The following is a 13,845-nucleotide window of genomic DNA, read 5'->3' as shown; positions in this document are numbered from 1 at the left end:
ATGAGCGGCGCGGGCAGAACGCTGAAGTTGAAAAAACCGGAAGATAAAGCCAGCTTTGTAAGCTGGCGTTTCGCGTTGCTGTGTGGCTGCATTCTGCTGGCACTGGGCGGGCTGCTTTCGCGTGTTGCCTGGTTACAGGTGATCAACCCAGACAAGCTGGTAAAAGAGGGCGATTTACGTTCGCTGCGCGTGCAGGCGGTTCCCACCGCGCGCGGTATGATCAGCGATCGCGCGGGTCGTCCGCTGGCCGTAAGCGTGCCGGTTAATGCTATCTGGGCCGATCCAAAAGAGCTGCACGCCGGTGGTGGCGTAACCCTGGATAGCCGCTGGAAAGCGCTATCCGATGCGCTCTCCATCCCCCTTGATCAGCTGGCTACGCGCGTTAATGCCAATCCTAAAGGACGCTTTGTCTATCTGGCGCGCCAGGTGAATCCTGCCATCGGCGAATACGTTAAAAAGCTCAAGCTGCCTGGTATTCATTTGCGTGAAGAATCCCGCCGTTATTACCCGGCAGGGCAGGTCACCTCGCATTTGATCGGTTTTACCAATATTGATGGTCAGGGTATTGAAGGCGTTGAAAAGAGCTTCGATAAATGGCTAACCGGCGCGCCGGGGGAACGTACGGTGCGTAAAGATCGCTATGGTCGGGTGATTGAAGACATCTCTTCTGTAGACAGCCGGGCGGCACACAATCTGACGTTAAGTATCGACGAGCGTTTACAGGCGCTGGTTTATCGTGAACTGAATAACGCGGTAGCCTTTAATAAAGCCGAATCGGGTACGGCTGTACTGGTCGATGTAAATACCGGCGAAGTACTGGCGATGGCTAACAGCCCCGCTTATAACCCCAACAATCTTAGCAATACCCCAAAAGAGCTGATGCGCAACCGCGCCATTACCGACATCTTTGAGCCAGGCTCGACAGTGAAACCAATGGTGGTGATGACGGCGCTGCAACGGGGTGTGGTCAAAGAAAATAGCGTTTTGAATACCTTGCCGTATCGCGTAAATGGTCATGAGATCAAAGATGTGGCGCGTTATAACGAATTGACCCTGACGGGGATTCTGCAGAAGTCGAGTAACGTCGGAGTTTCACATTTGGCGTTAGCGATGCCTTCCTCTGCGCTGGTAGATACTTACGCGCGCTTTGGGCTGGGCAAACCGACCAATTTGGGGCTGGTCGGGGAAAGTAGTGGCTTATACCCTCAAAAACAACGGTGGTCTGACATAGAGAGGGCCACCTTCTCTTTCGGCTACGGGCTAATGGTAACGCCGTTACAGTTAGCGCGAGTCTACGCAACGATCGGCAGTTATGGCATTAATCGTCCCCTGTCGATTACCAAAGTGGATCCGCCTGTCGCTGGGCAGCGCGTCTTCGATGAATCACTGGTAAAAACCGTGATGCACATGATGGAGAGCGTAGCGCTGCCAGGTGGTGGCGGTGTAAAAGCTGCCATCAAGGGATACCGTATCGCGATTAAAACCGGAACGGCGAAAAAAGTTGGCCCGGATGGACGCTACATCAATAAATACATTGCTTATACCGCGGGCGTTGCGCCAGCCAGCCGTCCACGTTTTGCGCTGGTCGTGGTGATCAACGATCCGCAAGGCGGTAAATATTATGGCGGTGCAGTTTCTGCACCCGTGTTTGGCGCCATCATGGGCGGGGTTTTACGCACCATGAATGTTGAGCCAGACGCGTTGCCGGTGAATGACAAGAACGAGTTGGTGACTAACAGAAGTGAGGAATCAAGTGACAGATCGTAACCTGCGCGATTTACTTGGCCCATGGGTGCCAGACGCGCCGGCGCGTCAGCTTCGTGACATGACTCTTGATAGCCGCATCGCGGCTTCAGGCGATCTGTTTGTGGCTGTTGCAGGCCACCACTCCGATGGACGGCGTTTTATTCCGCAAGCTATTGCTCAGGGCGTTGCTGCCGTGATTGCTGAAGCGGAAGGCGAGGCAATGGACGGTGAAATCCGCGAAATGCATGGTGTGCCGGTAATTTACCTGGCTCAGCTGCATCAACGCTTGTCGGCTTTAGCGGGACGTTTTTATCAGCAGCCGGGTGAAAAACAAAAATTAATTGGCGTAACCGGTACTAACGGAAAAACCACAACGACGCAATTGCTGGCGCAATGGGCGCAGCTGTTGGGTGAAACCAGTGCAGTGATGGGTACGGTAGGCAACGGTCTGGTGGGTCAACTCACGCCAACTGAAAATACCACCGGCTCCGCAGTGGATATACAGCATGTGCTGCATGATCTGGCCGGGAAGGGCGCAACCCTGACGGCAATGGAAATCTCCTCCCACGGTTTAGTGCAACATCGTGTCGCCGCGCTGCCGTTTGCCGCTGCGGTATTCACCAATCTCAGCCGCGATCATCTTGATTATCATGGCGATATGCAGAGCTACGAATCAGCCAAATGGCGACTGTTCTCTGAACATCAGGTTGGCGAAGCCATTCTCAATGCCGACGATGAAGTAGGCCGCCGCTGGTTAGCCACGTTGCCAGATGCCGTCGCGGTAACCATGGAAAGCAACTTGCAGCCAGGCTGTCGCGGCCGTTGGCTGAAAGCTGACAACGTTACGTATCATGATAATGGCGCCCATATCCGCTTCAGCTCAGGCTGGGGCACAGGTGAGATTGATAGCCGCCTGATGGGGGCTTTTAACGTGAATAATTTGCTGCTGGCATTGGCGACCCTGCTGGCATTAGGTTATTCGCTGAGCGACTTAGTGCGCGTTGCGCCGCAGTTACAGCCAGTAACTGGCCGCATGGAAGTGTTTAGCGCCGCGGGTAAGCCAACAGTCGTGGTGGATTATGCCCATACGCCGGATGCGCTGGAAAAAGCGTTAGACGCAGCGCGGCTACACTGCAAAGGCAAACTCTGGTGCCTGTTCGGCTGCGGTGGCGACCGTGATAAAGGTAAGCGCCCACTGATGGGAGCCATTGCCGAGCAATTTGCTGATGTGGTGGTGATAACCGATGACAATCCGCGAAGCGAAGATCCTAAAGCCATTGTGAATGATATTCTCAGCGGTCTGCTCGACCCAGGCCGCGCCTGCGTTGTTGCGGGCCGTGCACAAGCGGTAACCAACGCCATCATGCAAGCCCAGCCAGACGACATCGTACTGGTGGCGGGCAAAGGCCATGAAGACTATCAAATCATTGGCCATCGCCGTCTTGATTACTCTGACCGTGCGACCGTTGCGGCTTTATTAGGAGGCGCGGCATGATTCCCGTTTCCTTGCACACCTTAGCGCAAATCACCGGCGGGACGCTGTCCGGCAGTGATTTAACGCTCAATGATGTCACTACTGATACGCGTAAAGTCACCGCAGGCTGCCTGTTTATTGCCATTGTAGGCGAACGCTTTGACGCCCATGACCTGGTTGACGAGGCTATCGCTAACGGGGCGTTGGCTCTGCTTGTCAATAAACGTTTACCTGTCACCGTACCGCAGGTCGTGGTCCAGGATACGCGACTGGCATTCGGCAAGCTGGCGGCATGGGTACGTCAGCAGGCGAAAGCGCGCGTGGTGGCATTAACTGGCTCATCCGGTAAAACGTCGGTGAAAGAGATGACCGCGGCGATTTTACGTCAATGCGGCGAAACGCTTTATACCGCCGGTAACCTGAATAATGATTTCGGCGTGCCGATGACGCTGTTGCGTCTGACTGCGGAGCATCAATATGCAGTGATTGAGTTGGGCGCCAACCATCAAGGCGAAATCGCTTATACGACCGAACTGGTAAGACCTGAAAGCGCTCTGGTGAATAATCTGGCAGCCGCTCACCTTGAAGGCTTTGGATCGCTGGATGGCGTCGCCAAAGCGAAGGGCGAAATCTTTTTTGGTTTGCCGGCTCACGGCACCGCGATTCTCAATGCAGAGAGTAACGACTGGCCGCACTGGCAGCAACATCTTCATGGCAAAACGGTCTGGCGCTTCTCTTCACAGGCAGAAGAGGGCTGCAATTTCTCTGCCAGCAATATCAGCATTGGTCAGGATGGAACCCACTTTACAATGCATACCCCACGTGGCGACGTGGCGATTTCGCTGCCGTTACCGGGCCGACATAACATTGCTAATGCCCTGGCTGCCGCCGCGCTGGCGGTTTCGGTAGATGCACCGCTAAGTGCAGTTCAGGCCGGCCTTAAAACACTGCAGCCTGTTCCCGGACGGCTGTTCCCAATCCGCCTATCGACGTACCAGTTTTTACTGGATGATAGCTACAATGCTAACGTCGGTTCAATGACGGCGGCGGCCCAGGTGCTGGGTGAAATGCCGGGCTACCGGGTGATGGTCGTCGGCGATATGGCGGAACTGGGTAATGAAGCGGAACAGTGCCACCGTGAAGTTGGGCTTGCGGCTAAATCGGCCGGCATTGATCGCGTATTGAGTACGGGAAAAATCAGCCACCTCATCAGTGAAAGCAGTGGCGTTGGCGAACATTTCAGCGATAAAGCGACGCTTACTGAACGATTACGGGCGCTGTTGTCCGAGCATAAAGCAATGACTGTCTTGATTAAGGGTTCGCGTAGTGCCGCCATGGAGCAGGTAGTACAGAGCTTACAGGAGAAAGGAACATGTTAGTTTGGCTGGCCGAACATCTGGTCGCATTTTATTCAGGTTTTAACGTCTTTTCGTATCTGACGTTTCGCGCCATTGTCAGCCTGCTGACCGCTCTGTTTATTTCTCTGTATATGGGGCCGCGTTTGATTGCCTGGCTGCAAAAACTGCAGATTGGTCAGGTGGTGCGTAACGATGGGCCCGAGTCACATTTTAGTAAGCGCGGCACGCCAACGATGGGCGGCATTATGATTCTCACATCGATTACCCTCTCGGTATTGATGTGGGCGTATCCTGCGAACCCGTATGTCTGGTGCGTATTAGTGGTGCTGGTGGGCTTTGGTATTATCGGCTTTGTTGATGACTATCGCAAAGTGGTGCGCAAAGACACTAAGGGCCTGATCGCGCGCTGGAAATATTTCTGGATGTCGATGATTTCATTAGGCGTTGCCTTTGCTCTGTATCTGGCGGGGAAAGATACACCGGCCACACAGCTGGTGGTGCCGTTCTTCAAAGACATCATGCCGCAGTTGGGCCTGTTTTATGTGCTGCTGGCCTATTTCGTTATTGTGGGTACGGGCAATGCGGTGAACTTAACCGATGGCCTTGATGGCCTGGCGATTATGCCAACCGTCTTTGTTGCTGCAGGCTTTGCTTTGGTTGCCTGGGCAACCGGTAACGTGAAATTCGCTGAATATCTGCATATTCCTTATCTTCGTCACGCAGGTGAACTGGTGATTGTTTGCACCGCGATTGTCGGGGCAGGGTTGGGCTTCCTGTGGTTTAACACCTATCCGGCCCAGGTTTTCATGGGCGACGTGGGTTCACTGGCGCTAGGTGGCGCGCTGGGCACTATTGCCGTGCTGCTGCGTCAGGAGTTTTTACTGGTGATCATGGGCGGCGTATTTGTGGTTGAAACCCTGTCGGTGATTTTACAGGTGGGATCGTTCAAGCTGCGTGGCCAGCGTATTTTTCGCATGGCGCCGATCCATCACCACTACGAATTGAAAGGCTGGCCGGAGCCGCGCGTTATCGTGCGCTTCTGGATTATTTCGCTGATGCTGGTGCTGATTGGCCTGGCCACGCTGAAGGTACGTTAATTATGGCTGACTATCGGGGCAGAAAAGTCGTCATCATTGGACTGGGCCTGACCGGGCTTTCCTGTGTTGATTTCTTTTTAGCGCAAGGTGCCACACCGCGCGTGATGGACACCCGTGTGTCGCCGCCCGGCCTCGACCAGGTTCCTTCACAGGTTGAGTGTCATGTGGGCGGCCTCAACCTCGACTGGCTGCTGGCTGCCGATCTGATTGTCGCCAGCCCCGGTATTGCTCTGTCGCACCTGGCATTGAGCGAAGCGGCTGAAGCGGGCATCGAAATCGTTGGAGATATTGAACTGTTCTGTCGTGAAGCGCAGGCACCTGTCGTGGCGATCACCGGCTCAAACGGAAAAAGTACCGTGACCATGCTGGTCGGCGAAATGGCAAAAGCAGCGGGCTGGTCAGTTGGCGTCGGCGGCAATATTGGTTTGCCAGCGCTGAGCCTGTTGAAGTCTCCGGCACAGCTTTATGTGCTTGAGCTGTCGAGCTTCCAGCTGGAAACCACGCATAGCCTGAAGGCCGCTGCTGCCACCATTCTCAACGTGTCGGAAGATCATATGGATCGCTATCCGTTGGGGATGCAGCAATATCGCGCCGCTAAATTGCGTATCTATGAAAACGCACAGGTTTGTGTGGTCAACGCCGATGACGGCTTAACGATGCCGGTGCGCGGGGCTGATTCGCGCTGTGTCAGCTTTGGTATCGACGTGGGCGATTATCATCTGAACAAGCAGCAGGGCAGGACCTGGTTGCGCGTAAAAGGCGAGAAGGTGCTGAATACCGACGAAATGCAGTTAAGTGGGCAGCATAACTATACCAATGCGCTGGCTGCCTTAGCGTTAGCCGATGCCGTTGGCTTGCCGCGTGCAACCAGCCTGGCGGCGCTAACGTCCTATAACGGATTAGCGCATCGCTTTCAGTTAGTGCATGAACATAACGGCGTGCGCTGGATTAACGATTCAAAAGCCACCAACGTCGGCAGCACCGAAGCGGCGCTAAAAGGGTTGCAGGTCAAAGGCACGCTGTGGCTGCTACTCGGTGGAGACGGTAAAGCGGCAGATTTTTCGCCACTCAGGCGTTATCTGCAAGGCGATAATTTACGTTTGTTCTGCTTTGGCAAGGATGGTGATGAGCTGGCAGCGTTACGTCCTGAAGTCTCGGTACGTACCGACACCATGCAGCAAGCGATAGAGCAAATTGCCGCGCAGGTTCAGCCCGGTGACATGGTACTGCTATCGCCAGCCTGCGCCAGCCTCGACCAGTTCCGCAATTTTGAGCAGCGTGGCGACACGTTTGCGCAACTGGCGAAGGAGCTGAGCTGATGCGTATTCCTGGCATTGGATTGACGGGCTACTTCTCTGGCCGCCTGAAAGACTGGGTGATGGGATCGCGTGAAAGTGACGATACTTCGCTGGTGCTCTATGACCGAACCTTGCTGTGGTTGACCTTCGGCCTGTCGGTCATTGGTTTCATCATGGTGACATCAGCCTCCATGCCGGTAGGTCAACGCTTATCAGAAGATCCGTTCTATTTTGCCAAACGTGATGCTTTTTATCTGGTGCTGGCACTGGGTATGGCACTGGTGACATTACGGGTCCCAATGGATTTCTGGCAGCGCTACAGCAACGTTATGTTGATGGCGACCGTGGTGATGCTGCTCATCGTATTGGTAGTGGGTAGCTCGGTAAATGGGGCATCACGCTGGATTGCTCTGGGCCCGCTGCGTATTCAGCCCGCCGAATTATCCAAGCTGGCGCTGTTCTGCTATCTCGCCAGTTATCTGGTGCGCAAAGTAGAAGAGGTCCGTAACAATTTTTGGGGCTTCTGTAAGCCGATGGGCGTGATGGTGGTACTGGCGGTATTGCTTCTGGCGCAGCCGGATCTCGGTACTGTCGTCGTGTTATTTGTTACCACGCTGGCGATGCTGTTCCTGGCGGGTGCAAAAATGTGGCAGTTCCTGGCGATTATCGGCTCCGGTATCTTCTCTGTGGTGCTGTTGATCATCGCTGAACCTTATCGTATGCGCCGTGTAACCTCTTTCTGGAACCCATGGGAAGATCCCTTCGGTAGCGGCTACCAGCTAACGCAGTCGCTGATGGCGTTTGGCCGCGGTGAATTTTGGGGGCAGGGACTCGGGAATTCAGTGCAAAAACTTGAGTATTTGCCTGAAGCCCATACCGATTTTATTTTCTCCATTATTGGTGAAGAACTCGGCTACATCGGTGTGGTTTTAGCGCTGTTAATGGTATTCTTCGTCGCTTTTCGCGCAATGTCGATTGGACGCCGCGCACTGGAGATCGATCAACGCTTTTCCGGGTTTTTAGGCTGTTCAATTGGCGTGTGGTTTAGTTTCCAGGCGCTGGTTAACGTCGGGGCGGCAGCGGGTATGTTGCCGACTAAAGGTTTGACGTTACCGTTGATCAGCTACGGCGGCTCCAGCTTGATCATTATGTCGACGGCGATCGTGTTCCTGTTGCGCATAGATTATGAAACGCGTCTGGCGAAAGCCCAGGCGTTTACCCGAGGTGGTCGATGAGCGGTAAGCGACTGATGGTGATGGCGGGCGGTACTGGCGGACATGTATTCCCCGGTCTGGCCGTTGCCCGTCATCTGATGGAACAGGGCTGGCAGGTACGTTGGTTAGGAACTGCCGACCGTATGGAAGCTGATTTAGTGCCGAAGCACGGCATCGAAATTGATTTTATCCGCATCAGTGGATTGCGCGGTAAAGGCGTCAAAGCACAGCTGTTAGCACCGGCGCGTATTTTCAAGGCGTGGCGTCAGGCGCGAACCATCATGAAAGCATGGCAGCCGGACGTGGTGCTTGGCATGGGAGGCTACGTATCTGGTCCTGGCGGTTTAGCGGCGTGGAGTTGCGGCATTCCGGTGGTATTACATGAGCAAAACGGCATCGCCGGGTTGACTAACAAATGGCTGGCAAAGATAGCCAGCAAGGTGATGCAGGCTTTTCCCGGCGCGTTCCCGAAAGCGGACGTGGTGGGCAATCCAGTACGCAACGATGTATTGGCATTACCCTTACCGGAAGTACGTCTGGCCGGACGTAGCGGCCCGATTCGCGTCTTAGTGATAGGGGGCAGCCAGGGCGCACGCGTATTGAATCAAACGGTGCCCGAGGTGGCCGCCGAACTGGGCGAGCAAATCATGATTTGGCATCAGACCGGCAAAGGCGGGCTGCCTGAAGTGCAAAAAGCCTACGAGCAGACCGGGCAAACACAGCATAACGTGACCGAGTTTATTGATGATATGGCGGCCGCGTATGCCTGGGCTGATGTGGTGGTCTGTCGTTCCGGTGCGTTAACCGTGAGCGAAATTGCCGCAGCCGGATTACCCGCGATCTTTGTGCCGTTCCAGCATAAAGATCGCCAGCAATACTGGAACGCGTTACCGCTGGAGAAAGCGGGAGCGGCCAAAATTTTTGAGCAACCGCAATTTACTGCGGATGCCGTAGCGGACACGCTGCGCCACTGGGATCGCCAGACCCTGTTGATGATGGCTGAGAAAGCGCGTCAGGTGGCGATTCCCGATGCGACCGATCGGGTCGCGCTGGAAGTGGCTCGTGCCGCAAAGCAATGAATCTGGTCAGCCCGACTGGCCTGTGCTCACGCTGAGCACAAACTGAAACAGCAGGTAATTGAGAGCGATGAATACACAACAACTGGCAAAACTGCGTTCTATCGTGCCTGAGATGCGTCGCGTCCGGCACATCCACTTTGTCGGCATCGGTGGTGCTGGCATGGGCGGTATTGCCGAAGTGTTAGCGAATGAAGGCTACCATATCAGCGGTTCTGATCTGGCGCCGAACCCGGTGACGCAGAATCTCGCTGCGCTGGGAGCAACAATTTATTTTAACCATCGCCCTGAGAACGTCACTGATGCCAGCGTTGTGGTGGTTTCCAGTGCGGTAGCGCAGGACAACCCGGAGCTGGTTGCCGCCAGGGAACAGCGTATTCCGGTAATCCGTCGTGCTGAGATGCTGGCGGAACTGATGCGCTTTCGTCATGGCATTGCGGTTGCGGGTACGCACGGTAAAACCACCACCACCGCCATGGTTTCAAGCATTTACGCCGAAGGCGGGCTGGATCCCACTTTCGTAAATGGTGGGTTAGTGAAAGCCGCAGGCACGCATGCGCGTCTCGGCAGCAGTCGTTACCTGATCGCGGAAGCGGATGAAAGCGATGCGTCGTTCCTGCATCTGCAACCGATGGTCGCCATTGTTACCAACATCGAAGCCGATCACATGGATACCTACCAGGGTGACTTCGAGAATCTCAAGCAGACGTTCATCAACTTCCTGCACAACCTGCCATTTTATGGACGTGCGGTGATGTGTGTCGATGACGTCGTGATCCGCGATTTGATCCCGCGCGTGGGCCGTCAAATTACGACGTACGGTTTCAGTGACGATGCTGATTTCCGTATTGAAAATTACGAGCAACGTGGCTCGCAGGGGCGTTTCACTTTAATGCGTCAGGATAAGCCGCGCCTGCACGTCACGCTGAATGCGCCGGGCCGCCATAACGCCCTCAATGCTGCTGCTGCGGTCGCGGTTGCCAGTGAAGAAGGCATTGATGACAACGCTATCCTGGCGGCGCTGGAAAGTTTTCAGGGTACGGGACGCCGCTTTGATCTGTTAGGCGAGTACCCAACTGAACCGGTTAATGGTCACGCTGGCAGCGCGATGCTGGTAGATGATTATGGCCATCATCCCACCGAAGTTGATGCCACGATTAAAGCGGCGCGTGCGGGCTGGCCCGATAAAAAGCTGGTGATGGTGTTTCAGCCGCATCGCTATACGCGAACTCGCGATCTGTTCGATGACTTCGCTAATGTGTTGTCACAGGTGGATGTGCTGCTGATGCTGGATGTTTATGCCGCCGGTGAAGCGCCAGTCCCAGGCGCCGATAGCCGCTCGCTGTGTCGCACCATCCGGGGACGCGGGAAAGTTGACCCGATTTTAGTGCCAGACCATGAGGCGCTGCCGGAAATGCTGGCACCGTTGCTGTCGGGCAATGATCTGATCCTGGTACAGGGCGCGGGCAATGTGGGCAAGGTCGCGCGTAAGCTGGCTGACTGCAGGCTGCAACCGGAGGAGCATCATGGCTGAGAAAGTTGCGGTATTAATGGGCGGCACCTCGGCAGAGCGCGAGGTATCGCTGATGTCGGGTAACGCTGTTTTAGCGGGTCTGCGTGAAGCCGGTATCGACGCGCACGCGTTCGATACACGCGATATGCCGGTGCTGAAATTAAAAGAGCAGGGCTTCGCCAAAGCATTTATCGCGCTGCACGGACGTGGCGGCGAAGACGGCACGCTGCAGGCGGTGCTGGAGTTTATGGATCTGCCTTATACCGGCAGCGGTGTGATGGCCTCAGCCGTCACCATGGATAAATTACGCACCAAACTATTGTGGCAAGGCCGCGGTTTACCATCAGGACGCTTTGTCTGGCTGACGCGCCAGCAAATGAATGCAGGACTTGATGCAGAAACCCAGGCTGCTATCGCGGCGTTGGGCTTGCCGCTGTTTGTGAAACCGAGCTGTGAAGGCTCAAGCGTAGGCATTAGTCGCGTAAACACGTTGAGCGCATTGCCTGCGGCGCTGGAAGAAGCTTTTCGGCATGACGATGACGTGCTGATTGAAGCCTTTTTAAGCGGTGGCGAATATACCGTCGGTATTTTGGGCGAGCAAATTTTGCCTTCAATACAGATCAAGACCACCAGCGAGTTCTATGACTATGAAGCTAAATACCTTTCGGATGATACTCAATACTTCTGCCCCAGCGGTTTAAGTGCTGAGCGTGAAGCAGAATTACAGCAATTAGTATTAGCAGCCTGGCGTGCGTTAGGTTGCAGAGGGTGGGGGCGTGTGGATGTGATGATCGACGGCGAGGGCAACTTCCAGCTACTGGAAGCGAATACGTCACCCGGCATGACCAGCCACAGTTTGGTACCTATGGCAGCAAAGCAGGCGGGAATGACTTTTTCGCAGCTGGTTGCCCGTATTCTGGAGTTGGCCGACTGATATGTCACAGGCGGCGATGAATGCACGTAACCGTGAACCCCAGGAGCGCATTCGCTCTGGACGGAGTAACGGCGCCCGACTTTTTGGCATCGTATTTTTGCTGATCGTTGTGGGCATTATGGTTTTTGGCGGTTTAGTGGTGCTGAAGTGGATGAATGATGCATCACGCTTGCCGCTGTCGAAATTGGTGGTAACGGGGCAAACGCATTACACCACCCATGACGATATTCGCCAGGCGATTTTAACGCTCGGTGCACCCGGCACGTTTATGTCGCAGGATGTTGACATTATCCAGCAGCAAATTGAGCGTCTGCCCTGGATTAAACAGGTCAGCGTGCGTAAACAGTGGCCGGACGAACTGAAGATTCATCTGGTTGAGTATACGCCAGTAGCGCGCTGGAATGATTTGCATATGGTAGACGCAGAAGGGAACGCCTTCAGCGTACCAGCCAATCACATCGGTAAGGAAATCATGCCGTTGTTGTATGGGCCAGAAGGCAGCGAGAAAGAGGTGCTGGCGGGGTATCACAGCATGGACGATGTACTTAAAGCCGGGAAGTTTACCCTGAAGGTCGCATCAATGACGGCGCGACGCTCCTGGCAGTTGGTCACCAGCGACGATGTACGCATTGAGCTGGGCCGCAGCGACACCATGAAGCGTCTGAACCGTTTTATTGAGCTCTACCCGGTACTGCAGCAGCAGGGTCAGAACGAGAACAAACGTGTCAGCTATGTGGATTTGCGATACGACTCGGGCGCTTCTGTGGGTTGGACGCCGGTAGTGATGGAGCCACAGGACAGTAATCAGCAACAGAACCAGGCACAGGCTAAACAACAATGATCAAGGCAACGGACAGAAAACTGGTAGTTGGACTCGAAATCGGCACCGCGAAGGTTGCCGCCCTGGTTGGGGAAATTCTGCCCGATGGCATGGTTAACATTATTGGGGTCGGCAGTTGCCCGTCCCGCGGAATGGATAAAGGTGGCGTAAACGACCTTGAGTCGGTAGTGAAATGCGTACAGCGCGCTATCGATCAGGCCGAGTTGATGGCTGACTGCCAGATCTCCTCCGTCTACCTTGCATTATCGGGCAAACATATCAGCTGTCAGAACGAAATCGGGATGGTTCCGATTTCCGAAGAGGAAGTGACTCAGGATGATGTGGAGAACGTAGTACATACCGCTAAATCGGTCCGCGTACGTGACGAACATCGCATCCTGCATGTTATTCCTCAGGAATATGCCATCGATTATCAGGAAGGCATCAAAAATCCGGTCGGTCTTTCCGGTGTGCGTATGCAGGCTAAAGTGCACCTGATCACCTGCCACAACGATATGGCAAAAAATATTGTCAAGGCAGTAGAACGTTGTGGCCTGAAAGTTGAGCAACTGATTTTTGCCGGCCTGGCATCCAGTTTTGCGGTGTTGACAGAGGACGAACGTGAGCTGGGGGTCTGTGTTGTCGATATTGGCGGCGGTACAATGGATATTGCGGTTTACACGGGAGGCGCGCTGCGTCACACCAAAGTGATCCCTTATGCAGGTAACGTGGTAACCAGCGATATTGCCTATGCATTTGGTACACCGCCAACGGACGCGGAAGCGATTAAAGTGCGTCACGGTTGTGCGCTGGGTTCTATTGTTGGAAAAGATGAGAATGTCGAAGTGCCGAGTGTTGGCGGTCGTCCTCCGCGCAGCCTGCAGCGTCAGACGCTGGCAGAAGTGATTGAACCGCGTTACACCGAGCTTTTGAATCTGGTCAACGACGAGATTCTGCAATTACAGGAACAACTGCGTCAGCAGGGCGTGAAACATCATCTGGCAGCCGGTATTGTATTGACGGGTGGTGCCGCGCAAATTGAAGGACTGGCGGCCTGTGCGCAACGCGTATTCCATACGCAGGTGCGCATTGGACAGCCGCTGAACATTACTGGACTAACTGACTATGCGCAGGAATCGTATTATTCAACCGCAGTGGGGCTGCTGCATTACGGCAAAGAGTCACACATGAACGGTGATGCAGAGACTGAAAAGCGTGCATCGGTAGGAAATTGGTTCAAGCGCATTAACAGTTGGTTGAAAAAAGAGTTTTAATTTTTGAAAAAGGAGATCATGCTGGTTTTTTTAGTGATCTC

The 13,845-nt window shown here is 54.5% G+C and carries 11 protein-coding genes; all 11 read left to right on the top strand.

The genetic code is table 11. From position 1 onward, the window contains the following. Positions 1-1,767, top strand: coding sequence for a peptidoglycan glycosyltransferase FtsI (locus H2P46_RS03525; protein WP_193403813.1), 1,767 nt, complete (start codon positions 1-3; stop codon positions 1,765-1,767). After that, complete coding sequence (gene murE / locus H2P46_RS03520) at positions 1,754-3,241, top strand: UDP-N-acetylmuramoyl-L-alanyl-D-glutamate--2,6-diaminopimelate ligase (protein ID WP_193403812.1); 1,488 nt, start codon at positions 1,754-1,756, stop codon at positions 3,239-3,241. The genes H2P46_RS03525 and murE overlap by 14 nt, the downstream gene beginning before the upstream one ends. Next, the gene (murF, locus tag H2P46_RS03515) at positions 3,238-4,599 is read left to right on the top strand and encodes a UDP-N-acetylmuramoyl-tripeptide--D-alanyl-D-alanine ligase (RefSeq protein ID WP_193403811.1); all 1,362 of its coding nucleotides are present in this window, start codon (positions 3,238-3,240) and stop codon (positions 4,597-4,599) included. Before murE ends, murF begins: the two co-directional genes overlap by 4 nt. Next, the gene (gene mraY / locus H2P46_RS03510) at positions 4,593-5,675 is read left to right on the top strand and encodes a phospho-N-acetylmuramoyl-pentapeptide-transferase (protein WP_193403810.1); all 1,083 of its coding nucleotides are present in this window, start codon (positions 4,593-4,595) and stop codon (positions 5,673-5,675) included. Before murF ends, mraY begins: the two co-directional genes overlap by 7 nt. Before the next feature lie 2 nt (positions 5,676-5,677). Next, positions 5,678-6,994, top strand: coding sequence for a UDP-N-acetylmuramoyl-L-alanine--D-glutamate ligase (murD, locus tag H2P46_RS03505; protein WP_193403809.1), 1,317 nt, complete (start codon positions 5,678-5,680; stop codon positions 6,992-6,994). Next, entirely contained in the window at positions 6,994-8,208 is a 1,215-nt protein-coding gene (ftsW, locus tag H2P46_RS03500; protein ID WP_193403808.1) for a cell division protein FtsW, read from the top strand. Before murD ends, ftsW begins: the two co-directional genes overlap by 1 nt. Continuing rightward, positions 8,205-9,266: an undecaprenyldiphospho-muramoylpentapeptide beta-N-acetylglucosaminyltransferase gene (murG, locus tag H2P46_RS03495; protein ID WP_193403807.1), complete on the top strand. Its 1,062-nt coding sequence runs from the start codon at positions 8,205-8,207 to the stop codon at positions 9,264-9,266. Before ftsW ends, murG begins: the two co-directional genes overlap by 4 nt. Before the next feature lie 67 nt (positions 9,267-9,333). Beyond that, positions 9,334-10,797 carry a UDP-N-acetylmuramate--L-alanine ligase gene (gene murC / locus H2P46_RS03490; protein WP_193403806.1) on the top strand — a complete coding sequence of 488 codons (1,464 nt, stop codon included), beginning with the start codon at positions 9,334-9,336 and terminating at the stop codon, positions 10,795-10,797. Beyond that, complete coding sequence (locus H2P46_RS03485) at positions 10,790-11,710, top strand: D-alanine--D-alanine ligase (protein ID WP_193403805.1); 921 nt, start codon at positions 10,790-10,792, stop codon at positions 11,708-11,710. Before murC ends, H2P46_RS03485 begins: the two co-directional genes overlap by 8 nt. Before the next feature lies 1 nt (position 11,711). Beyond that, on the top strand, positions 11,712-12,551 hold the full coding sequence (gene ftsQ / locus H2P46_RS03480) for a cell division protein FtsQ (RefSeq protein WP_193403804.1): 840 nt from the start codon (positions 11,712-11,714) through the stop codon (positions 12,549-12,551). Then, positions 12,548-13,804, top strand: a complete 1,257-nt coding sequence (gene ftsA / locus H2P46_RS03475) for a cell division protein FtsA (RefSeq protein WP_193403803.1) — start codon at positions 12,548-12,550, stop codon at positions 13,802-13,804. Before ftsQ ends, ftsA begins: the two co-directional genes overlap by 4 nt. Positions 13,805-13,845 lie beyond the last annotated feature (41 nt).

Source organism: Mixta mediterraneensis, from assembly GCF_014946725.1.
Taxonomy (GTDB): Bacteria; Pseudomonadota; Gammaproteobacteria; order Enterobacterales; family Enterobacteriaceae; genus Pantoea; species Pantoea mediterraneensis.
This window is presented reverse-complemented; position numbering and strand designations above follow the sequence as displayed.